This is a genomic window from Pseudomonas sp. BT-42-2 (assembly GCF_025847435.2).
In the GTDB taxonomy this organism is placed as follows: domain Bacteria; phylum Pseudomonadota; class Gammaproteobacteria; order Pseudomonadales; family Pseudomonadaceae; genus Aquipseudomonas; species Aquipseudomonas urmiensis.
The window spans coordinates 97,194-120,119 of the sequence record NZ_JAOYTM010000009.1; the positions used below are offsets into that span (position 1 = coordinate 97,194).

21 protein-coding genes are annotated in these 22,926 nt (G+C 61.1%); 2 read left to right on the plus strand and 19 right to left on the minus strand.

Translation table 11 applies throughout. The features are described 5' to 3' along the window. Window positions 1-55: 55 nt before the first annotated feature. The 7 genes from lpdA to sdhC form a co-directional block, all read right to left on the minus strand. Entirely contained in the window at window positions 56-1,492 is a 1,437-nt protein-coding gene (gene lpdA, locus OIU19_RS10640; protein ID WP_264234965.1) for a dihydrolipoyl dehydrogenase, read from the minus strand. A 92-nt stretch (window positions 1,493-1,584) separates the two neighbouring features. Continuing rightward, a complete protein-coding gene (gene odhB / locus OIU19_RS10645) occupies window positions 1,585-2,808 on the minus strand; it encodes a 2-oxoglutarate dehydrogenase complex dihydrolipoyllysine-residue succinyltransferase (RefSeq protein WP_264234966.1) in 1,224 nt (407 codons plus the stop codon). Between the two features lie 42 nt (window positions 2,809-2,850). After that, entirely contained in the window at window positions 2,851-5,682 is a 2,832-nt protein-coding gene (locus tag OIU19_RS10650; protein ID WP_264234967.1) for a 2-oxoglutarate dehydrogenase E1 component, read from the minus strand. A gap of 246 nt (window positions 5,683-5,928) precedes the next feature. Further along, entirely contained in the window at window positions 5,929-6,633 is a 705-nt protein-coding gene (locus OIU19_RS10655; RefSeq protein WP_172231853.1) for a succinate dehydrogenase iron-sulfur subunit, read from the minus strand. A gap of 11 nt (window positions 6,634-6,644) precedes the next feature. Further along, window positions 6,645-8,417 carry a succinate dehydrogenase flavoprotein subunit gene (sdhA, locus tag OIU19_RS10660; RefSeq protein WP_186555703.1) on the minus strand — a complete coding sequence of 591 codons (1,773 nt, stop codon included), beginning with the start codon at window positions 8,415-8,417 and terminating at the stop codon, window positions 6,645-6,647. 3 nt (window positions 8,418-8,420) lie between these two features. Next, the gene (gene sdhD / locus OIU19_RS10665) at window positions 8,421-8,789 is read right to left on the minus strand and encodes a succinate dehydrogenase, hydrophobic membrane anchor protein (protein WP_186555702.1); all 369 of its coding nucleotides are present in this window, start codon (window positions 8,787-8,789) and stop codon (window positions 8,421-8,423) included. After that, window positions 8,783-9,169, minus strand: a complete 387-nt coding sequence (gene sdhC / locus OIU19_RS10670; protein ID WP_186555701.1) for a succinate dehydrogenase, cytochrome b556 subunit — start codon at window positions 9,167-9,169, stop codon at window positions 8,783-8,785. The genes sdhD and sdhC overlap by 7 nt, the downstream gene beginning before the upstream one ends. Before the next feature lie 351 nt (window positions 9,170-9,520). On the opposite strand from sdhC, the gene gltA reads away from it, so the two are divergent. Then, on the plus strand, window positions 9,521-10,810 hold the full coding sequence (gltA, locus tag OIU19_RS10675; RefSeq protein ID WP_186555700.1) for a citrate synthase: 1,290 nt from the start codon (window positions 9,521-9,523) through the stop codon (window positions 10,808-10,810). A 70-nt stretch (window positions 10,811-10,880) separates the two neighbouring features. On the opposite strand, the gene OIU19_RS10680 is transcribed toward gltA, so the two are convergent. The 9 genes from OIU19_RS10680 to OIU19_RS10720 form a co-directional block, all read right to left on the minus strand. Continuing rightward, entirely contained in the window at window positions 10,881-11,486 is a 606-nt protein-coding gene (locus OIU19_RS10680; protein WP_264234968.1) for an START domain-containing protein, read from the minus strand. A 33-nt stretch (window positions 11,487-11,519) separates the two neighbouring features. After that, complete coding sequence (locus tag OIU19_RS10685; protein WP_264234969.1) at window positions 11,520-11,774, minus strand: YkgJ family cysteine cluster protein; 255 nt, start codon at window positions 11,772-11,774, stop codon at window positions 11,520-11,522. A gap of 116 nt (window positions 11,775-11,890) precedes the next feature. Next, a complete protein-coding gene (locus OIU19_RS10690) occupies window positions 11,891-12,397 on the minus strand; it encodes a hypothetical protein (RefSeq protein ID WP_264234970.1) in 507 nt (168 codons plus the stop codon). A 107-nt stretch (window positions 12,398-12,504) separates the two neighbouring features. Then, window positions 12,505-13,947: a PLP-dependent aminotransferase family protein gene (locus OIU19_RS10695; protein WP_264234971.1), complete on the minus strand. Its 1,443-nt coding sequence runs from the start codon at window positions 13,945-13,947 to the stop codon at window positions 12,505-12,507. 234 nt (window positions 13,948-14,181) lie between these two features. After that, window positions 14,182-14,991, minus strand: coding sequence for an OmpA family protein (locus OIU19_RS10700; protein WP_264234972.1), 810 nt, complete (start codon window positions 14,989-14,991; stop codon window positions 14,182-14,184). Next, entirely contained in the window at window positions 14,988-15,341 is a 354-nt protein-coding gene (locus tag OIU19_RS10705) for a DUF4398 domain-containing protein (protein WP_186555695.1), read from the minus strand. Before OIU19_RS10705 ends, OIU19_RS10700 begins: the two co-directional genes overlap by 4 nt. A 10-nt stretch (window positions 15,342-15,351) precedes the next feature. Beyond that, window positions 15,352-16,173, minus strand: a complete 822-nt coding sequence (locus OIU19_RS10710; RefSeq protein WP_264234973.1) for an ABC transporter substrate-binding protein — start codon at window positions 16,171-16,173, stop codon at window positions 15,352-15,354. A gap of 76 nt (window positions 16,174-16,249) precedes the next feature. Continuing rightward, window positions 16,250-17,179: an electron transfer flavoprotein subunit alpha/FixB family protein gene (locus OIU19_RS10715; protein ID WP_186555693.1), complete on the minus strand. Its 930-nt coding sequence runs from the start codon at window positions 17,177-17,179 to the stop codon at window positions 16,250-16,252. Further along, window positions 17,180-17,929, minus strand: coding sequence for an electron transfer flavoprotein subunit beta/FixA family protein (locus OIU19_RS10720; protein ID WP_264234974.1), 750 nt, complete (start codon window positions 17,927-17,929; stop codon window positions 17,180-17,182). It lies immediately after the preceding gene. A gap of 543 nt (window positions 17,930-18,472) precedes the next feature. On the opposite strand from OIU19_RS10720, the gene OIU19_RS10725 reads away from it, so the two are divergent. Continuing rightward, a complete protein-coding gene (locus OIU19_RS10725) occupies window positions 18,473-20,137 on the plus strand; it encodes an electron transfer flavoprotein-ubiquinone oxidoreductase (RefSeq protein WP_264234975.1) in 1,665 nt (554 codons plus the stop codon). A 123-nt stretch (window positions 20,138-20,260) separates the two neighbouring features. On the opposite strand, the gene OIU19_RS10730 is transcribed toward OIU19_RS10725, so the two are convergent. From OIU19_RS10730 to OIU19_RS10740, 3 genes are all read right to left on the minus strand, one after another. Further along, window positions 20,261-21,586, minus strand: a complete 1,326-nt coding sequence (locus OIU19_RS10730) for an MFS transporter (protein WP_186555690.1) — start codon at window positions 21,584-21,586, stop codon at window positions 20,261-20,263. Window positions 21,587-21,655: 69 nt separating this feature from the next. Beyond that, window positions 21,656-22,141, minus strand: coding sequence for a histidine kinase (locus OIU19_RS10735; RefSeq protein ID WP_264234976.1), 486 nt, complete (start codon window positions 22,139-22,141; stop codon window positions 21,656-21,658). A 167-nt stretch (window positions 22,142-22,308) separates the two neighbouring features. Further along, window positions 22,309-22,785 carry a sigma-70 family RNA polymerase sigma factor gene (locus OIU19_RS10740; protein ID WP_264234977.1) on the minus strand — a complete coding sequence of 159 codons (477 nt, stop codon included), beginning with the start codon at window positions 22,783-22,785 and terminating at the stop codon, window positions 22,309-22,311. Between the last annotated feature and the right edge of the window lie 141 nt (window positions 22,786-22,926).

The window sequence follows — 22,926 nt, forward strand, 5'->3', positions numbered from 1 at the left end:
CGGTGAGTCATGCACGCAAGACTCACGACGGGCAGCCCGCCGTGGTTTCTTATAATTAACGCTTCTTACGGTTGGCTACGTGAATGGCACCGCCATTCACTGCCAGCGCGGCTTCATGCAGCGCTTCGGACAGGGTCGGATGGCTGAACACCATCATGCCGATGTCTTCGGCGCTGGTGCCGAATTCCATCGCGATTGCGCCCTGCTGCACCAGTTCGGCAGCCGATGGACCAATCACATGCACACCCAGAACGCGGTCGGTCTTGGCATCGGCGATGACCTTGACGAAACCACCGGTGTCGTTGGCCGCCATCGCACGGCCGCTGGCCGCGAACGGGAAGGTGCCCACGTTAACCTCAACGCCTTCAGCCTTCAAGGCCTGCTCGGTCTTGCCGACCCACGCGATTTCCGGGTGGGTGTAGATAACCGATGGGATCAGGTCGTAGTTCATCTGGGCTTTGTGGCCCTTGATGCGCTCGACGACCATGATGCCCTCTTCCGAGGCCTTGTGCGCCAGCATCATGCCGCGTACCACGTCACCGATGGCGTAGACGCCCGGAACGCTGGTAGCGCAGTAGTCATCGACGAAGATGTAGCCACGTTCGTCGATGTTGACGCCGCTGTCAGCCGCCAGCAGCTCGGTGGTCACAGGGCGACGGCCGACCGCAACGATCAGCTTGTCGAAGGTGATCTTCTGCTCGCCGTTGGCATCGGTGTAGGTCACTTCGACTTCGTTGCCGTTGACCTGCGAGCCGGTCACGCGAGCGCCCAGCTTGATGTCCAGCCCTTGCTTGGTCAGGGTTTTCTGGGCTTCCTTGGCAACCGCGGTGTCTGCGGCCATCAGGAAGGTGTCCAGTGCTTCGAGAACGGTGACCTGGGCACCCAGGCGCGACCATACCGAACCCAGCTCCAGACCGATCACGCCAGCGCCGATGACGCCCAGACGCTTAGGCACTTCCTGGAATTCCAGGGCGCCGGTGGAGTCGACGATGACCTTCTGGTCGACCGGAGCCGGCGGAATGTCGATCGGGCGCGAGCCGGAAGCGAGAATGACGTTCTCGGCTTCGATGACTTCGGTGCTGCCGTCAGGCTTGGTGACTTCGACTTTCTTGCCAGCCAGCAGTTTGCCGTGGCCTTGGATCGAAGTGACACCGTTAGCCTTGAACAGGGTGGCAACGCCACCGGTCAGGTTCTTGACGATGCCAGCCTTGCGGCCAACCATCGCGGCCACGTCCATCTTCACTTCGCCAGTGGAGATACCGTGAACGTTGAAGCTCTCTTTGGCTTCCTTGTACTTCCAGGAGCTGTCCAGCAGAGCCTTGGAAGGAATGCAACCCACGTTCAAGCAGGTACCGCCCAGGGCCAGTTTGCCCTCGGCGTCGGTATATTTCTCGATGCAGGCGGTGCTCAAGCCGAGCTGAGCGGCCTTGATCGCGGCTACATAGCCGCCAGGGCCTGCACCAATCACTACCACGTCGAATTTCTGGGTCATAAAAGATTCCTTTTAAGCTTCAAGCGGCAAGCCTCAAGCGGCAAGTGGCGCACTCCCCCTGGAGCTTGCCACTTACCGCTTGCAGCTGCGTTTTAGATGTCCAGCAGCAGACGAGCCGGGTCTTCCAGCAGGTTCTTGATGGTCACCAGGAAGGTTACCGCTTCCTTACCGTCGATCAGGCGGTGATCGTAGGACAGCGCCAGGTACATCATCGGGCGAATGACCACTTGGCCATTGATCGCCATCGGACGCTGGATGATGTTGTGCATGCCCAGAATGGCCGCCTGCGGTGGGTTGACGATCGGGGTCGACATCATCGAGCCGAATGTACCACCGTTGGTGATGGTGAAGGTACCACCGGTCATTTCTTCGATGCCCAGCTTGCCGTCACGCGCCTTCTTGCCGAAGGTGGCGATGCCGTTCTCGATTTCCGCCAGGCTCATTTGCTCGGCGTTGCGCAGTACCGGTACCACCAGGCCACGGTCGCTGGAGACGGCGACGCCGACATCAGCAAAGCCGTGGTAGACGATGTCGTTGCCGTCGATCGAGGCGTTGACTGCTGGGAAGCGCTTGAGGGCTTCGGTGGCGGCCTTGACGAAGAACGACATGAAGCCCAGGCGCACGCCGTTGTGGGACTTCTCGAACAGGTCCTTGTACTTCGAACGCAGGGCCATGACTTCGGTCATGTCAACTTCGTTGAAGGTGGTCAGCATGGCCATGTTCGACTGGGCTTCGACCAGACGCTCGGCGATCTTGGCGCGCAGGCGGGTCATCGGCACGCGCTTCTCGGTGCGATCGCCAGCGGCGGTCACAACTGGGGCGGCGGCAGCGGCAGGCTTGGCAGCAGGTGCTGCGGCAGGTGCGGACTTCTTGTTGGCAACGGCTGCAACCACGTCTTCTTTAGTGACGCGACCGCCTTTGCCGGTGCCAGCGACCGACGCCAGGTCGATGCCGTTTTCTTCAGCCAGCTTGCGTGCGGCAGGCGCAGCAACTGGATCGTCTTCGCCAGCATCGGCAGCAGCGGCCGGAGCAGCGGCGCCGGCAGCCGGGGCGGCAGCAGGCGCAGCGGCAGCAGCGCCGCCTTCAACGATCGAGCCCAGGACTTCGTCGGACAGGACGGTGTCGCCCTCGCCCTTGACGATTGCGCCCAGCACGCCATCAGCGGTAGCCAGCACTTCCAGAACGACTTTGTCGGTCTCGATGTCGACGATCAGTTCGTCACGCTTGACGGCTTCGCCCGGCTGTTTGTGCCAGGTGGCAACGGTGCCATCGGCAACCGATTCCGGGAAGGTTGGGGCTTTGATCTCGATAGCCATTATCAGTGTTTCCTTAAATTCGGTTTCAGGTGCGCGAAAGCATTAAACAGTGAAGGCGTCTTGCAGCAGTTTCTCTTGCTGCTCGGCGTGCTTCGATGCGTAACCACAGGCTGGCGCGGCGGAAGCGTCGCGGCCGGCGTATTCCAGGACCAGTGCCTTGTTGTGGCGGCCCAGGATACGGCGCATGTGGTGCTGGCTGCTGTACCAGGCGCCCTGGTTCATCGGCTCTTCCTGGCACCACACTGCAGCCTTGAGGTTGCTGTACGGGGCAAGGATCTCCACCAGGTCGTCCTCAGGGAACGGATACAGCTGCTCGATACGCACGATGGCGATGTCTTCGCGGCCTTCGGCACGGCGTTTTTCCAGCAGATCGTAGTAGACCTTGCCGCTGCACAGGACGATGCGTTCGACCTTGGCCGGATCGAGCGTGTCGATTTCCGGGATCACGGTCTGGAACGAGCCTTCGGCCAGGTCTTCCAAAGTCGAGACGGCCAACTTGTGGCGCAGCAGCGACTTCGGCGTCAGGACCACCAGCGGCTTACGCAGCGGACGGATCACCTGGCGACGCAGCAGGTGGTAGATCTGGGCCGGGGTAGTCGGTACGCAGACCTGAATGTTGTGCTCAGCGCACAGCTGCAGGTAACGCTCCAGACGCGCCGAGGAGTGCTCAGGTCCCTGGCCTTCATAGCCATGCGGCAGCAGCATGGTCAGACCGCACAGACGGCCCCACTTGTGCTCGCCACTGGTGATGAACTGGTCGATCACCACTTGCGCACCGTTGGCGAAGTCGCCGAACTGGGCTTCCCAGATAACCAGCGCGTTTGGCGTGGTGGTCGAGTAGCCATATTCGAAGGCCAGTACCGCTTCTTCCGAGAGGAAGGAGTCGTACAGGTCAAAGCGCGGCTGGCCCGGGAACAGGTTCTGCAGCGGCACGTAAGTGCTGGCGTCCTTCTGGTTGTGCAGCACCGCGTGGCGGTGCGAGAAGGTGCCACGGCCGATGTCCTGGCCGGTCATGCGGATCGGGTGACCTTCGAACTGCAGGGTGGCGTAGGCCATGGTCTCTGCATAACCCCAGTTGATCGGCAAGCCACCGGCCTGCATCTTCTGGCGATCTTCGTAGATCTTCGCGACCTGACGCTGAACCACGAAGCCTTCCGGCAGCTCAAGCAGCTTGGCCGACAGGTCCTGCAGGGTCTTGAGGTCGAAGCGGGTGTCGTGACGCGCGGTCCAGGCGTGGCCCAGGTATGGACGCCAGTCGACGAACAGCTCGCGGTTCGGCTCCTTGACCAGGCTCTTGACCACATGCAGGCCGTTGTCCAGGGCGTTGCGGTACTCGTCGATCTTGGCCTGAGCGCGCTCGGCGTCGATGCGACCGGCCTGGATCAGCGCCTCGGCATACAGCTCACGGGTGGTGCGCTGCTTGCTGATCTGCTGATACATCAGCGGCTGGGTACCGTTTGGCTCGTCGGCCTCGTTATGGCCGCGACGACGGTAGCAGACCAGGTCGATGACCACGTCACGCTTGAACTGCATGCGGTAATCGATGGCCAGCTGGGTCACGAACAACACCGCTTCCGGATCGTCACCGTTGACGTGCAGGATCGGCGCCTGAATCATCTTGGCGACGTCGGTGGCGTACTCGGTGGAACGCGAGTCCAGCGGGTTGCTGATGGTGAAACCGACCTGGTTGTTGATCACGATGTGCACGGTACCGCCGGTCTTGAAACCGCGGGTCTGCGACATCTGGAAGGTTTCCATGACCACGCCTTGGCCGGCGAAGGCAGCGTCGCCGTGGATCGAGATCGGCAGCACCTTGTCGCCAACGGTGTCGTTGCGACGGTCCTGACGGGCGCGCACCGAACCCTCGACCACTGGCGATACGATTTCCAGGTGGGACGGGTTGAACGCCATGGCCAGGTGAACTTCGCCACCGGTGGTCATCACGTTCGAGGAGAAGCCCTGGTGATACTTCACGTCACCGGAGCCCAGCTCGTTCATCTTCTTGCCTTCGAACTCGTCGAACAGCTCGCGCGGGTTCTTGCCGAAGGTGTTGACCAGCACGTTCAGGCGGCCGCGGTGGGCCATGCCAATCACGACCTCCTTGGTGCCGTAGGAGCCGGAGCGCTGGATCATTTCGTCCAGCATCGGGATCAGGCTTTCGCCACCTTCAAGACCGAAGCGCTTGGTGCCTGGGTACTTGGTGCCCAGGTATTTTTCCAAGCCTTCGCCTGCGGTCACGCGCTCCAGCAGGTGCGTTTGCACATCGGCGGAAAATTCCGGACGCCCACGCACGCTTTCCAGACGCTGCTGGAACCAGCTGCGCTGCTCGGAATCGACGATGTGGGTGAACTCGGCGCCGATGGTGCGACAATATGTCTTCTGCAGCGCATCGAGGATTTCGCGTAGGCTCGCTTCCTCTTTGCCGATGAACAGGTCGCCGGCACGGAAGGTCGTATCAAGATCGGCATTGGTCAAGCCGTAGTGATTGATCGACAGGTCTACGGGCGCAGGACGCTGCCACAACCCCAAGGGGTCGAGCTTGGCAGCTTGATGGCCGCGCATACGATAGGCCTGGATCAGTCGCAGAACTTCAACCTGCTTCTTCTCGTGTTCACTGCTCACGCTCCCGGCGGAAACCGGTTGGGCGCGGCGCTGGTTCTTCGCCAGCAGTACGAAATGGTCGCGGATTGTCGAGTGCGATACATCGGTAGCGGTGCTGCCGTCGGCGGGCAACTTCTGGAAGTAGGTGCGCCACTCTTCTGGCACAGCGTTAGGGTCGTGCAGGTAGAGCTCGTAGAGCTCTTCCACATATGCAGCGTTACCACCTGAAAGGTGGGCGCTTTCCCACATGCGCTGCATCACGCTTTCTTGCATGCTTGGTCACCCTCGTTCGGGGACGGATCGGCAAGCGCCTCAGCACACATGAGAAAGCCCGAGAACAGCGACTAACCACGCCACCGAGGATCCTGCAGATTTTCCGGGTACCAGCCCGGAAAGCCCCTGCTGGTCTCATATCTTCATAGGTAATGAGCGCGGGCTTTGTGGGCCCTTGCTCGGGTTTCACCTCAGCGCGGGCTCACCACCCGCGCCTTGGTGTCTTGCACTTGCAACAGCTTTGAATCAGGTGCCGCTTTGCAGCAGCATGTTACGTACGTGACCGATTGCCTTGGTAGGGTTCAGGCCTTTCGGGCAAACGTTTACGCAGTTCATGATCCCGCGGCAGCGGAATACGCTGAACGGGTCATCCAGGGACGCCAGGCGCTCCTGGGTCTTGGTGTCACGGCTATCGGCCAGGAAGCGATAAGCCTGCAGCAGAGCAGCTGGGCCGAGGAACTTGTCTGGGTTCCACCAGAACGACGGGCAGGAAGTCGAGCAGCAAGCGCACAGGATGCACTCGTACAGACCGTCCAGCTTGTCGCGGTCTTCCGGCGACTGCAGACGCTCGATGGCCGGAGCCGGGGTGTCGTTCTGCAGGAATGGCTTCACCTTCTCGTACTGCTTGTAGAAGATGCTCATATCGACCACCAGGTCACGAATGACCGGCAAGCCTGGCAGCGGACGCAGAATCAGCTTGTTGCCCTTGACCACGCCCGACAGCGGAGTGATGCAGGCCAGGCCGTTCTTGCCGTTCATGTTCATGCCATCGGAACCGCACACGCCTTCACGGCAGGAGCGACGGTACGAGAAACCCTCGTCCTTTTCTTTGATCAGTGCCAACACATCCAGCACCATCAGGTCTTTGCCGCCGGTATCGACGTCGAACGACTCCATTTTGGGCGCCGAGTCGGTGTCGGGGTTGTAACGATAAACTTCGACTTTCAACATAGCAGCCACCCTTAGTAAGTCCGGATTTTTGGCTCGAAGGCCGGAACGGTCTTCGGCGCAAAGTTGACGCCGCGCTTGGCAACGCGCTTCTCACCCGGGTAGTACAGGGTGTGGCACAGCCAGTTTTCGTCGTCACGGTCTTCGAAGTCTTCACGGGCGTGAGCGCCGCGCGACTCTTTACGGGCTTCGGCCGCGATGGCGGTAGCTTCGGCGACTTCCAGCAGGTTCTGCAGCTCCAGCGCTTCGATACGCGCGGTGTTGAAGGCCTGGGACTTGTCGTTGATCTTCACGTTGGCGATGCGGTCACGCAGGCCAGCCAGCTGCTCGATACCCTTCTGCATGTATTCGCCAGTACGGAATACACCGAAGTAGTTCTGCATGCAGCTCTGCAGCTCGCGCTTGAGGCTGGCAACGTCTTCGCCAGTGGAGCGCTCGTTGAGCTTGTTCAGGCGGTTCAGGGCAACTTCGATGTCGGTGTCGCTGGCGTCGAGATGCTCGATGCCGTCGCTCAGCGCCTTCTCCAGGTGCAGGCCGGCCGCACGGCCGAACACCACCAGGTCGAGCAGCGAGTTACCGCCCAGGCGGTTGGCACCGTGAACCGATACGCACGCCACTTCACCTACGGCGAACAGGCCAGGGATGATGTGATCCTTGCCTTCTTCGTCCATGGTGATGGCCTGGCCATGGATGTTGGTGGCAACGCCACCCATCATGTAGTGGCAGGTCGGGACAACCGGAACCGGAGCGACGACTGGATCGACGTGAGCGAAGGTCTTGGACAGTTCGCAGATACCTGGCAGGCGGCTGTGCAGCACTTCCTCGCCCAGGTGGTCCAGCTTCAGCAGTACGTGGTCCTTGTTCGGGCCCACGCCGTTGCCGGCGATGATTTCCTTGACCATGGAGCGGGCGACAACGTCGCGGCCGGCCAGGTCTTTCGCGTTCGGCGCGTAACGCTCCATGAAGCGTTCGCCGTGGGCGTTGATCAGGTAACCACCTTCACCGCGGCAACCTTCGGTGACCAGTACACCGGCGCCGGCGATGCCGGTCGGGTGGAACTGCCACATCTCGATGTCCTGCACCGGTACACCGGCACGCAGGGCCATGCCGATACCGTCACCGGTATTGATCAGGGCATTGGTGGTGGAGGCGTAGATACGGCCCGCACCGCCAGTGGCCAGAACGGTGGCCTTGGACTTGATGTACATGGTTTCGCCGGTTTCGATGCAGATCGCGATCACACCGACAAAGGCGCCTTCCTGATTCTTCACCAGGTCAACGGCGTAGTACTCGTTGAGGAAGGTGGTACCGGCTTTCAGGTTGCCCTGGTACAGGGTGTGCAGCAGCGCGTGACCAGTACGGTCGGAAGCGGCACAGGTACGGGCGGCCTGGCCACCTTTACCGAAGTCCTTGGACTGACCACCGAACGGACGCTGGTAGATACGGCCGGTTTCGGTGCGCGAGAACGGCAGGCCCATGTGGTCCAGCTCGAAGACCGCAGCCGGGCCTTCCTGACACATGTATTCGATAGCGTCCTGGTCACCGATGTAGTCGGAACCCTTGACGGTATCGTACATGTGCCAGCGCCAGTCATCGTTCGGGTCGGCCGAAGCGATGGCGCAGGTGATGCCGCCCTGGGCGGATACAGTGTGCGAACGGGTCGGGAAGACCTTGGTCACGACGGCAGTCTTGTGACCGCCCTGGGCCAGCTGCAGCGCTGCGCGCATGCCGGCGCCGCCGCCACCGATGATGATGGCGTCGAAGGAAATGGTTGGAATGCTAGCCATGGATCAGATACCCCAGAGAATCTGCACACCCCAGACGAAGTACGCGAACATTGCAACGCCGCATACCGCCTGGAACAGGAAACGAATCGCAGTCGCCGACTTGCCGAACGCCATTGGCGTCAGGTAGTCAGTGGCGATGGTCCACATGCCGACCCAGGCGTGAGCGCCCAGGGCCACCAGGGCCAACAGACTGAAGATACGCATCGCGTTGTTGGAGAACAGGATGTGCCACTGGGCGTAATCAATGCCCGGGTGCACCACCAGGTAGCCGATCAGGAAGATGAAATAAGCCGCGAGAACGACCGCAGAAACGCGCTGCGCCATCCAGTCATAGAGGCCCGAACGCGACAGGTTCGTGACATTGGTTACCATACCCAAACTCCCGCCAGAACGATCACCACCACGGAGATGACAATCACGATTTTCGAGCCCAGTTTGCCGCCTTCCAGCGTCTCACCGATGCCCATGTCCATGATCAGGTGGCGCACGCCTGCCACCAGGTGATACAGCAGGGCGGATAGCAGGCCCCAGGTCACCAGCTTGGCCAGCGGGCTGGTCAGACACGCTTTCACCTCAGCGAAGCCTTCCTCGGATCCGAGCGACTTGCCCAATGCATAAAGCATGATGGCAATACCCACGAAGAGGATGACACCGGAGATACGGTGAAGAATGGACGTGTATGCGGTGACAGGGAGCTTGATGGTCCTTAGGTCTAGGTTTACAGGTCGTTGGCTTTTCACGGCTTTTTTCACACTGAAGAGCCCCTAGCTAACAGGGCAAAGTTGTTGGTAAGTGTACTGGTCAGGTACCCACCACCCAGAGAACGGCGACCCCCATCAGGTCGGGCTTGCAAGCCCCTGGCGGTCGGCTGCCGAGTATAGACAGTTAGGCTGCTTATGACAACGTGAGGGGCTACCCCAAATAGCGCATTGCCTTTAGCGAGCAAAAGGCGTAAATGGGCGACAATTTCGTGAAAAATCAGGGCATAGAGGGCATTTCAACCAGCCTTTAGGCAAATTGACATTCGAATTTATCCCTCTATAGTGGTGCGGGCCCTGCGTGGGGGGTCTGTCTGATGATTTCTAGCATTAATAGGAGGCCACATGGCTGACAAAAAAGCGCAGTTGGTCATCGAGGGCGCTGCCCCCGTCGAGCTGCCCATTTTAACCGGCACCGTTGGTCCCGATGTAATCGACGTCCGCGGGTTGGGGGCTACCGGTCACTTCACCTTCGACCCTGGTTTCATGGCGACTGCCTCGTGCGAGTCGAAGATCACCTATATCGACGGCGACAAGGGTGTCTTGCTGCACCGCGGCTACCCGATCGAACAACTCGCCGAGAAATCGGACTACCTCGAAACCTGCTACCTGCTGCTCAACGGCGAACTGCCGAACGCTGAGCAGAAGGCCCAGTTCGTCAGCACCGTGAAGAACCACACCATGGTCCACGAGCAGCTGAAGTCCTTCTTCAACGGTTTCCGCCGCGACGCTCACCCGATGGCGGTGATGTGCGGCGTGGTTGGCGCCCTCTCGGCGTTCTACCACGACTCCCTGGATATCAATAACCCGCAACACCGCGAAATCTCCGCGGTGCGCCTGGTCGCCAAGATGCCGACCCTGGCCGCGATGGTTTACAAGTACTCCATGGGCCAGCCGATGATGTACCCGCGCAACGACCTGTCGTACGCGGAGAACTTCCTGCACATGATGTTCAACACCCCGTGCGAGATCAAACCGATCAGCCCGGTGCTGGCCAAGGCAATGGACCGGATCTTCATCCTCCATGCCGACCACGAGCAGAACGCCTCCACCTCGACCGTGCGTCTGGCCGGCTCTTCCGGTGCCAACCCGTTCGCCTGTATCGCAGCCGGCATCGCCGCACTGTGGGGCCCGGCACACGGCGGCGCCAACGAAGCCGTACTGACCATGCTCGATGAGATCGGCGATGTGTCCAACATCGACAAGTTCATCGCCAAGGCCAAGGACAAGAACGATCCGTTCAAGCTGATGGGCTTCGGTCACCGGGTCTACAAGAACCGCGACCCGCGCGCCACCGTCATGAAGCAGACCTGCGACGAAGTCCTGCGCGAGCTGGGCATCAAGAACGACCCGCAGCTGCAACTGGCCATGCGCCTGGAAGAGATCGCCCTGACCGATCCGTACTTCATCGAGCGCTCGCTGTACCCGAACGTCGACTTCTACTCGGGGATCATCCTCAAGGCGATCGGCATTCCAACCAGCATGTTCACCGTGATCTTCGCCCTGGCACGTACCGTGGGCTGGATCTCGCACTGGAAAGAAATGCTCTCCAGCCCGTACAAGATTGGCCGCCCGCGCCAGCTGTACACTGGCGAACCGCAGCGTGACATCGTCAACCTGACGGATCGCAAGTAAGCTCATCGAGCTGAACGCAAAAAGGCTGCCCTCGGGCAGCCTTTTTTGTTCGTCCGGTTCGCAGCCCGTCTCAGGGCTTCTCAGCGCGCTCACGCAGCGCTTTAAGCGTATTGAACGGCGCATCGACCACAAACTTGTTGGCGACCATCGCCGGCACGCTGCCACCTGGCTCGGTATGCACCTGGTAGGTCACCTCGGTGCTGTCACCCTGGGGCACCAGCTTCCAGAAACCCTCGACCTTGGCCACCCGCACATAGCCCTGCTCTTCAGGGAGGTACTGCGGTTTCTCTTCCAGCTTACGGGTCAAGCTGCCGTCCGCCCCTTGAACCGTGGTCACTTGCAGGATCGAGTCGCGTGGGGTTACTGGCCATGGCGTATTGAACTGGGTGTAGGTCCAGCTCTGGTCACCTTCGTGCTTGAGCAGTTTCTGCGACTTGCACTCGTGAATCCAGGCGCAGGCCCCAACCACATCCTCCTGCAACGCCTTGACCTTGGCCAACGGCGCCTTGATCACGGTCACCCCGCGATACGCCTTGTACTTGGAGCCTGCGACCTCACTGAGGGACACCTTGATGCCATCCTCGTTCTTGGCCACCTGCCAGTTCTCGGCCCAGGCGGCAGGCGCCAGCAGGACACCCATGCCACACAGCAGTGCAATACGCTTGAACGATCTCATCATCTTTATCCTTGTTGTCGAAGATCCAGCCAATCACGCCGCCGTCATCTGCTCCAGCCAACCGAGTAATCTGATCGCCTCATCACTGTCACTGCCACACACTTGCACATCCGCCTTGAAGCCGCCGCACACCGCCGGGCGCTCTGGTCGGCCGAACAGCTCGCAAAGATTCTGCGCAGTCAGGTGCAGGCAACGCTCTCCGGCCGGCTTGCCGTTGGGCATGCGCGGCATCGGCGAACTGATGGAAGGGGCAATGCAGCAGGCGCCGCAACCCTCTCGGCATTTCATGAAAACAGGACTCCCTGGAGCGAAACGGGACGAACGTCCCTGGATAGTAACCGCTCAAACATACGTTTGAAATTACTGTCCGAATGAAATTGCCGTGACCTGGCAGTCAGTTCCAGCTACTGGCGAAACTCGAAATCGATGGCCGCACCTTCGACATCATGGCGACTGTCATTGCGCAGCTGCAGCTGCATTTCGTTGCTGATCAGCCGGCCATTGAGCTGGAACGGGCTGTCATCGACCGGCGGGGTCTGCGGGAACATCGACGGCAGCAAAGGCTTGCGCCGCGATTTGCCGGTGGGTTTCGAGGTATTAACGTTGGGCTCGAGCTGATTGACCATTTCCAGGGGCAGACTCAGGTCGAGCTTGGGCTTGGCCAGCGGCTTGGCCACCGCCTTGCTGACCGCCTTGCGTTTCACCTTGGCCGCAGGCTTGGCCTTGTTGCGACTGACAGCCTTGGCCGGGGCCTTGTTAGTCTTGGTCGCGACAGGCTTTTTCGCGGGCTTGGCCGGGGCACTTTTGGCCGCTGCCGCCTTGGTTTGCGGCTGGGCAGCCTGCAACATACCGCTGGACAGGCACAGCGGCGCAAGACAGAGCAACAGGGCAAAAGAGCGAAGCGCTTTCATGGACATCAGGTACTGGCATAAAGATGCGTATGCTGTCTGTTCCGCCCGCATCTGGCAAGACAGGCTTTGTGCGAAAAGTCACTATTGGGCGACAGTGCGCACAACGCCTAGACCAGCGAGCCGGTCGACTCCTTGCACAACTGATGAGCCAACAAGCCAAGGGTGATCACCGCCCGCTCCGCCTCTTTGTTCCACGGAATACCGCAGTTCAGGCGAATACAGTGATTGAACTGCTCGGTATTGCTGAAGATCAGCCCTGGCGCAATGCTGATGCCCTGCTCCAGCGCACGCACGTGCAAGTCCTGGGTATTGACCCGCCCTGGCAGGCTGACCCACAAAATGAAGCCGCCGGTAGGCCGGGTCATCTGTGTACCTTCAGGGAAGTGCTGCTGCACCGCCAACTGATAAGCGCTGAGGTTCTTGCGGTATTCCTGGCGAATGAAGCGCAGATGGCGATCATAGCCGCCGTTCTCCAGATAGGCCGCCACCCCCATCTGCGTCACGCTGCAAGCTGAGTGGGTAGTGAAGGTCTGCAAGCGCTGGATCTCGGCCTGATAGCGCCCAGCGATCATCCAGCCTACCCGCACACCCGGCGACAAGGTCTTGGAAAAGCTTGAGCAATAGATCACCCGATCGAGGCGATCGAACGCCTTGAGCGCCTTGGTCCGCCCCTGCTCGAACATCAGCTCGCCGTAGATATCGTCCTCGACGATCTGGATGTCGAAATCCGACGCCAGGCGCAGCAGTTGCTTTTGGCGCTCTTCAGGGATGGTGCCGCCGAGCGGATTACTCAAGCGCGCGGTCAACACCAAAGCCTTGATCGACCACTGGTTAGCCGCCAGCTGCAAGGCTTCCAGGCTGATCCCAGTGGACGGGTCACTGGGGATCTCGATGACCTTCAAGCCCAGCAAGTCGGCCAATTGCAGCAAGCCATAATAAGTTGGCGACTCAGCGGCGATCAGATCACCCGGTCGGGTCAACACCCGCAACGACATCTGCAAGGCATCGACACAGCCGTGGGTCACGATCACTTCACGCGGATCGACCAGCACCCCGGCATCACGCATGCGAATGGCAATTTGCCGGCGCAGTGGCTCAAAGCCGGGGCTGAACATGTAACTGAATGCCCGCGGGCTATGAAAGCGAGTGACTTTGGCCAACTGCTGATGCAGCGCCCTGACCGGCAGGTAATCCACATGTGGCACCGCCGCGCCGAACGGAAACACGCCATCGCGACGGGCCTCGGTCAGCACTTGCTGAATGATGCTGGCACGCGTGACCAAGCCGGGGCGCTCGACCCGGGCGATATCCGGCGTCTGCGCGGTCAGGGCTGGAGTCTGGTGCACATAGTAGCCAGACTGCGGCCGGGCGCGGATCAAGCCCTGATCTTCGAGGTTGGCGTAGGCCTGCAACACCGTGGCATGGCTGACATTGAGCTGGGCGCTCATCTTGCGCACGGAGGGCACGCGCTCGCCTGGCTGGTAGACACCGCGACGGATGTCATCGGCCAGTTGCTGGGCGATGCGCTGGTACAGCAGCAGGTTGGTCATGACGGTGTTCTCGAAGCGCGGACAGGTCGTTGTTGTTGTGCGACACACTGAGAGGCAGAGTACCGGAACAGTTGCAAAGTGTACTGGGACAGATTGCAGAATAGTCGACAACACAGTGGCGTGACTAGCGCCTTGAAGCGCCGATGTCGTGCTCAGAACAACCGAGGCGGGAGGCGTCTTGTCGCGGCGAGCTCTGCCGCAAAGGGGCGCCAGGCGCCCCACCCTGCTCCACGATCACCGCGGGGCGGCGAGCTTGCCTTTATCGTCAGAGAACACGATCTCAACCCGGCGATTCTGCGCCCTGCCCCGCTCCGAGGCATTGGCTTCGATCGGATATTGATCGCCATAACCTTCGACCTGGATACGCTTTTCATCGACCCCCAGGTCGACCAGCATGTCCGCCACCGACTGGGCACGATCACGCGACAATTTGAGATTGTCTTGCGCCGTACCGGTGCTGTCGGTGTAGCCTTCGATTCGCACCACTCGACGCGGATTGAGCTGAAGGAACTGCACCAACTTGAGTACGGTGCGGCTAGCCGAATTCTTCAGATCCGCCCGTCCGGTATCGAACAACACATCGCCCAGGGTCATCACCAAGCCACGATCGGTCTGCTCGGAGGCCAGCGCAGCGATTTGCGCCTCAACCCACTTGCCTTGTTGCTGCACGCTGGCCAACTTGGCCTCGCGCAGGGCCAGCTGCAGGCGCTGGCGATCCAGATCGAGCTTGGCGATACGCTCCTGATTGAGCGCAAGCTTGGCATGCTCAGCGGCAATCTCACTGTAGCGCTGGCTCAGGTAGGCGTAGTGACGCACATCGGCACCGGTGCCGATGTAGCTGGACAGGCGCTCGGCCCGGGCCAGCGACTCACCGGCACGGATCACATCACGCGGCGCACTGCGCAGCACGTTGGAATCGTCCTTGACCTTCTGGAACGCCGCACTGGCCTCCTCCAGGGCCGACTCGCTGCGCTGACTGGCGCAGCCCTGCAAGCCGACCAGGGCCAGCAAGGTCAGCGCGGCCATTGGCTTGTAGCGCATCATGGCTGCACCTCCAGCTGTTTGCGCAAGCGTTTGACGCGCGACTGCAGCAGTTCGAGCTGCTCCTCACTCTTGTGGGTCAGCACCCGCGCCTCGGCCAGGCGCGCATCGAGCTCGGCCTGTTCGGCGCGCATGCGCGCATCGCGATGGTCTTCGGTGGCCAGGTTGCTCTTGGCTCGGGCCAGCTTGTCTTCAGCCAGCTTGAGCTCGGGCACCTGCTCGGTGGCACCGACCGCCTTGGCCTGCTCCAGCGCCTGCTCGGACAGGCGCAACTGTTCATTGGGCGCCGGGTCATTGGCGCAACCGGCCAGGCCGAGTGCGGCCATCGCCAGAATCAAGGGTTGGATTCTCAACGCAATCTTCCTACTGTTTGGGGGCGTCCAGCGGCGCCTGCATCTGCGCCTTCCAGCGCTCGACATTACGTTGCAGGACAGCCTCGGACGCACCGGAGATCGGCAATTCTGTCAGCTTTTTAGCCAGTTGTCCGCGCAACCAGCTGTCGTTGCAGGCCGAATTGTGCGACAGCGCCAGGTACAAGCCCGGCCGATCCACCGGCAGGCCGCGCGCGATCAGGTCATTGGCCATGCCCAACCCCTGCACCATGGCCATGCCCGAGTAACGCCCAGCCAGCACATAATCGACCTGGCCCAGCACCAGCTTCTGGAATGCCTGGGTCAGGTTCTGCGACGGCGCCAGCTTGAGCTGGGCCTTGGCGAAGGCATCGAAGGCCGGCGTCAGCCGAGCGCGCTCGGACAGGCTGCCCTGGTACTGGGCCAGGTCCGCCGGGCCGTCGAGCTGCACATTGCCATCGTGGCGAGTCCACACCAGGTATTCGTTCAGTTGCAGGGGCGGATGGATGTAGTCCAGTGCGGTCAGCTGCTGCACTTGCATGGGCGTATCAAGCAACAGGTCCATACGCCCGCTGCGCACTTCTTCCAGGGCCTGATCGCGCTTGCCGGCATGCAGCACTTCGACCGTCACCCCCAGCTCACTGGCAACTTGACGCAGCAGATCGACATTGGCGCCGATCAGATGGCGAGGGTCTTTTGGGTCTTGCCAGGAATAGGGGGGAGCATCCGGGCTGCCGGTCGCCACCAGGCGCTCGCATTTACCCGCCGCCATCGCCAGCGGCGACAGCAACGCCGCCAGGCAAGCCAGCAGCCGTCCCGTTCCGCGATACTTCATGCGCTACTCCTTGCAGCCATAAAAAAAGCCCGACCCTCGATGAGGGTCGGGCTTCTTTATAAGTGAAGCAGGCGAATCAGACCAGCTTTTCCAGCTCTGGAACGGCTTCGAACAGGTCCGCGACCAGGCCGTAGTCAGCCACCTGGAAGATCGGCGCCTCTTCATCCTTGTTGATCGCAACGATCACCTTGGAGTCTTTCATACCGGCCAAGTGCTGGATTGCGCCGGAGATGCCGACCGCGATGTACAGCTGCGGGGCGACGATCTTGCCGGTCTGGCCGACCTGCATGTCGTTGGGCACAAAACCTGCGTCGACCGCGGCGCGCGAAGCACCGACGGCGGCGCCAAGCTTGTCGGCCAGGGCATACAGGTGCTTGAAGTTGTCACCGTTGCCCATGCCACGACCGCCGGAAACGACGATCTTGGCAGCGGTCAGCTCAGGACGGTCGGACTTGGCCAGTTCTTCACCGACGAACGCCGATTTGCCCGCATCGTGCGCCGAGGCAACTGCCTCGACAGCAGCCGAACCACCCTCGGCGGCGACAGCGTCGAAGCCGGTGGTACGCACGGTGATGACCTTGACCGCAGCGCTCGATTGCACGGTGGCAATGGCGTTACCGGCGTAGATCGGACGCTTGAAGGTATCGGCCGATTCAACCGAGATGATCTCGGAGATCTGGTCGACATCGAGCAGCGCAGCAACGCGTGGCAGGATGTTCTTGCCGTTGGTGGTGGCGGGGGCCAGCACGTGGCTGTAGCCCTTGGCCAGCTCAGCTACCAGCGGCGCGACGTTTTCCGGCAGCAGGTGGGCGTAGGCTGCGTTATCGGCAACCAGCACCTTGGCCACGCCAGCGATCTTGGCCGCAGCCTCAGCGACGCCACCGACGTTCTGGCCTGCGACCAGCACATTGACATCGCCACCGATCTTGGCAGCAGCGGCGACAGTGTTCAGGGTAGCCGGGGCAACGGCACCGTTTTCGTATTCAGCGACAACCAGGATAGTCATTTAGATTACCTTCGCCTCGTTCTTCAGTTTCTCGACCAGTTCGGCCACCGATTTGACCTTGATGCCAGCGCTGCGAGCAGCCGGCGCTTCAACTTCCAGGGTCTTGGTGGTGGAGGCGGTGGAAACGCCCAGCGCGTCTGGAGTCACGGTTTCCAGCGGCTTCTTCTTGGCCTTCATGATGTTGGGCAGCGACGCGTAGCGCGGCTCGTTCAGACGCAGGTCGGTGGTGACGATCGCTGGCAGGTTGAGCGCAACAGTCTGCAGGCCGCCATCGATTTCACGGGTGACATTGAGCTTGTCGCCAGCCACTTCGACCTTGGAGGCGAAGGTGCCTTGGGCGTAGCCTGTCAGCGCCGCCAGCATCTGGCCGGTCTGGTTGTTGTCACTGTCGATGGCCTGCTTGCCGAGGATCACCAGCTGTGGCTGCTCCTTGTCTACCAGGGCCTTGAGCGCCTTGGCCACGGCCAGCGAGTTCAGCTCGTCGCTGGTCTCGACCAGGATGGCGCGATCAGCACCCAGCGCCAGCGCGGTGCGCAGTTGCTCTTGGGCTGCGGTCGGGCCGACGGCGACGGCGACGATCTCGGTCACAACGCCCTTCTCTTTCAGGCGCACGGCTTCTTCCACGGCGATTTCGCAGAAGGGGTTCATGGACATCTTGACGTTTGCAAGGTCGACGCCGGAGTTGTCCGCCTTGACGCGAACCTTGACGTTGTAGTCGACCACTCGTTTGACAGCTACAAGAACCTTCATGGATTCCTCGTTACTCTCCGGTGAAAAGAATGTCGCCTGGGGCTGGCCCGGCGATTGCGCGTGGGTACAAGGGCACCTCTAAAAACGTTGCGGGGCGAGCGATCTTCACAGTGACCAATCAGTCTTGTTCAGACCCTGCCGGCAAAACCCGCGAGTCATTTTCTGTCGTGGCGTGTAAACTCCACTACACAACGGGTTTTAGCTTCAAAACCCTGCTCTACGCCTGATCTTTAGGGGTGCACCTGCGCTCGACGGTCAGCCTACGGCGAGCGTAAAACCGCTCGTATCTTGACCGTAACACCCATCCCGGTCAATACGGCAAATCGGCCAGCCTCCAGCCGCGTCCCTGTGATTTTACTGGGCTGCGGCAAATTCAAACAAACGTTTGTATTGGACCCGCCGAGTGGTGTAGATATAATGCGCGCCAAGACAAAACGGTGTAGTCCGCCATCCGCAAAGCTACAGCATAGATAGCTGCGAGTGACCCACCGATAAAACCCACAAGACAAGCAACAGCGATGAGCCTTGAGTAGGAGAGAACCAGTGGAACGCGAATACATGGAATTCGACGTGGTCATTGTCGGCGCCGGGCCGGCAGGCCTGTCCGCCGCCTGCCGCCTGAAGCAGAAGGCCGCCGAAGCCGGTAGCGAGATCAGCGTCTGCGTGGTCGAGAAAGGCTCCGAAGTCGGTGCGCACATCCTCTCCGGTGCGGTGTTCGAGCCGCGCGCGCTCAACGAGCTGTTCCCAGACTGGAAAGAACTCGGCGCGCCACTGAACACCGAGGTCAAGCGCGACGATATCTATGTGCTCAAGGACCAGGGCAGTTCGGTCAAGGTACCCGACCTGTTCGTGCCCAAGACCATGCACAACCAAGGCAACTACATCATCTCGCTGGGTAACCTGTGCCGCTGGCTGGCCCAGCAGGCCGAGAACCTGGGCGTGGAAATCTACCCAGGCTTCGCTGCTCAAGAAGCCCTGTTCGATGAAAACGGCGTGGTTCGCGGCATCGTCACCGGCGACTTGGGCGTCGACCGCGAAGGCAACCCCAAAGACGGCCTGTACACCCCAGGCATGGAGCTGCGCGCCAAGTACACCCTGTTTGCCGAAGGCTGCCGTGGCCACATCGGCAAGCAGCTGATCAAGCGCTTCAACCTCGACAGCGAATCCGACGTCCAGCACTACGGCATCGGCATCAAGGAAATCTGGGAAATCGACGCGGCCAAGCATGAGCAAGGCCTGGTGGTGCACACCGCCGGCTGGCCGCTGGATGTGGTCAGCAGCGAAAACACCGGTGGCTCGTTCCTGTACCACCTGGAAAACAACCAGGTGGTGGTCGGTTTGATCGTCGACCTGTCCTACGCCAACCCGTACCTGTCGCCGTTCGACGAGTTCCAGCGGCTCAAGCACCACCCGGTGATCAGCCAGTACCTCGAAGGCGGCAAGCGCATCAGCTACGGCGCCCGCGCCATCTGCAAGGGCGGCTACAATTCGCTGCCCAAGATGGTCTTCAACGGTGGCGCGCTGATCGGTTGCGACCTGGGCACGCTGAACTTCGCCAAGATCAAAGGCAGCCACACGGCGATGAAATCCGGCATGCTCGCCGCCGATGCAGTGGCCGACGCGTTGATCGCCGGTAGCGAGGGCGGCGATGCGCTGAACGCTTACGTTGACGCCTTCAAAGCCAGCTGGCTGCATGACGAGCTGTTCGCCAGCCGTAACTTCGGCCCGGCCATGCACAAGTTCGGCCCGCTGTTTGGCGCAGCCTTCAACTATGTCGACCAGAACTGGTTCGGCGGCAAGCTGCCGTTCACCCTGCGCGACACCAAGCCCGATTACGCTTGCCTGAAGCTTGCGGCCGACTCGAAGAAGATCGACTACCCCAAACCCGACGGCAAGCTCAGTTTCGACAAGCTCAGCTCGGTATTCCTCTCCAGCACCAACCATGAAGAGGAACAACCCTGCCACCTGAAGCTGAGCGACCCGAACATCCCGATCGCCAGCAACCTGCCGCTGTACGACGAGCCGGCCCAGCGCTATTGCCCGGCCGGGGTCTACGAGGTGGTCACCCAGGAAGACGGCGCCAAGCGCTTCCAGATCAACGCGCAGAACTGCGTGCACTGCAAGACCTGCGACATCAAGGACCCGGCCCAGAACATTACTTGGGTCACCCCTGAAGGCGCTGGTGGGCCGAACTACCCGAACATGTAAGTGCATCGCGCTGTATGAAAAAGCCCCCTGGCCGCGAGGTCAGGGGGCTTTTTTGTCCGACTGGCGGTGGTCCGAGACGCATGCCCAAGTGTCTGCGTCGCGTGAGCGCGAGCGCCACCCGCTTTATTTTTCAGCACACATGACCGGCACCGCCTGCGAATCGAACACCAACCGCTCCCGCCCCTTGAAATAAAGAGCCGTAAGCAAGCCAACCATGCCCATCAGCAGACAAAAGCCGACACACACCCACGGGCTCCACGGCATCAAGGCAATCAGCGCCAACGGCGTGGTACTGGCCCACAAGGCGTAGGCGACGTTGTAGGTGAAGGAAATACCCGACACGCGGATCTGCGCCGGAAACAGCCCGACCATCACCGACGGCACCACGCCCACCACCCCACAGCACAGTCCGGCCAGGGCATAGGCCGGCCAGATCAGGCTCCACTGCCCCACCAGGCTGGCATACAGCGCGCCAATCCCAACAGGCAGCAACAGGCTGTAGATCTTCAGCGCCCGCCAGGCGCCCAGGCGGTCGACCAGCAACCCGGCCAACACGCAGCCGATATTCAAGAACACGATGCCGACGCTGCTCAAGGCAAAGGTCTGCCCGGCCGCAATGCCAAAGCGTTGCTGCATCACGGTCGGGGTGATCACCACCAGCACCACCACCGCCGAGGTCAATACACAGGTCAGCAACGCCGCCGGCAGCAACGCCCGGCGATGCTCGCGCAACACCTGGCGCAGCGGGAACGCCACCGGCTGCTCGCGACGCTCGCGCAAGGCGAGAAATACCGGCGTCTCGCTCAGCCAGCGGCGCAGCCACACCCCGATCACCCCGAACACCCCGCCCAGCAGGAACGGATAGCGCCAGGCGTAATCGAGAATCTCCTGCGGGCTGAACAGTTGCGCCAGCAAGGTCGCCGTCAGCGCGCCAAGCAGGTAACCGAAGGTCAGCCCCGCCTGCAGAAAGCCCAAGGCATAGCCGCGCCGCCCTTCGGGTGCATGCTCGGCGACGAAGGTCCAGGCACTGGGCACCTCCCCGCCCACGGCTGCGCCCTGCAAGATACGCAACGCCAACAGAATCAGCGGCGCCGCATAGCCGATGTCGGCATAGGTCGGCATCACTCCGATCAACAGGCATGGCAGGGCCATCATCAGGATGCTCAGGCTGAACACCCGCTTGCGCCCCAGATGATCGGCAAAGTGCGCCATGAGGATGCCGCCCAATGGGCGCGCAAGATAACCGGTGACGAAAATCCCGAAACTCTGCAGCAGGCGCAGCCACTCGGGCATCTCAGGCGGGAAGAACAATTGGCTGAGGGTCAGGGCGAAGAACACGAAGATGATGAAATCGTAGATCTCCAACGCCCCGCCCAACGCCGCCAGGCCCAGGGTCCGGTGGTCGCCACGGGTAAACCGGGGCTGGCGAGCGGTATCGATGGCAGTCATGACAGGGGTCCGCAGATCGGCAAAGGGCAAGAGGATAGCAAATGCCCGCGGCCTGTTGCCGCATGCCGTTCAGCTTGAGCGACTGAATACCGTCTGGGCGAAGTTCAGCCGCTGGCGCGGATAGGCCGAATGACCGGTCAGCCCCGGCGGCAGGGCCACCTGCCCGACCACCACCGGCAAGTCGATGATCGACATGAACGACTCCAGCGCCTCGCTATCTGGCACCTTGGGCAGGCTGATGCTCACCGCCTTGCGCTCGTTCTGCGCCACCGCCGGTACTTTCAGGTGTTGCGAGTGATATAGCAAGGCGTGCTGGATCTGCGTGCTGACCCGACAAAAGCGCGCCAGGTCGACACCGGCATGGCTGGCCAGCTCGATATTGCCAATCAGCAGGTTGAACGGCTGCAATGCGCATTGCACCAGGCGCTGCAGGTCATCGAAGTTGTCTACCGGGGCGATCCGGTAATAACCCAGGGCATTGAGCATCTTCTCCAGCTGCAAGCGTTGGCTGGGGTGCTCGTCGGCGATGAGGATGCGCATGCATTTGTTTGGCATCGATCGAACCTGGGCAGCAAGGTGATGGGAACTCCCTGACCATACTGCGCCAGTACAGGCAATCGCCAGGGCGATGCCTGGAGAGGGTCTTCATTGATAGTTGTCCTGAAACCCGGAGAAATCAAGTCGCCAGCACCGGGATTTGTCGCCCATCGCCCAGGTTTTGCTCAGGATTCCCACTGACGCATGCGCACCCGGCAGTGCTTCATGGCATTGACGATGTGCTTTTCCACGAGACTGCGCGAAATACCCAGGTGTTCGGCGATCTGCTGGTGCGACATGCCGTCGAGTTTACGTAACAGAAAACTGTCACGACACGGTGCACTGAGCTCATCCAAGGCGCGCTGCATCAGCGCCAGGCGCTGGTTCATTTGCATGCTCTGGGACGGGGCCGGGCTGTGCCAGCGCTCGTCAAGGTCGAGCACCTCCAGCGGTTCGGCCTTGCGTACCAGGTGGCGCCGATGGCGATCGATCACCAGGTTCATCGCCGTGCGATAGAGGAAGGCACGCGGGTTCTCGATCTGCTCAGGCTCGTTACGCTCCAGCACCCGCACGTAGGCATCATGGATGACATCTTCCGCCGCCTGACGATTACCCAGACGCGCACTGAGGAAGCTCACCAACTCGCGATAGTAATGTTCCACGACGGCACCTGGCATGTCCCTGCACAACGGCGAAGGAGGAAAAGCTCGAAGGAGTGATATCAAGCTGGAATCTTACAAATTATAATGATTCTCAGCAACAGACCGGCACTCGCCTAGGCTAAATCATCTGCGCTGCGCTTC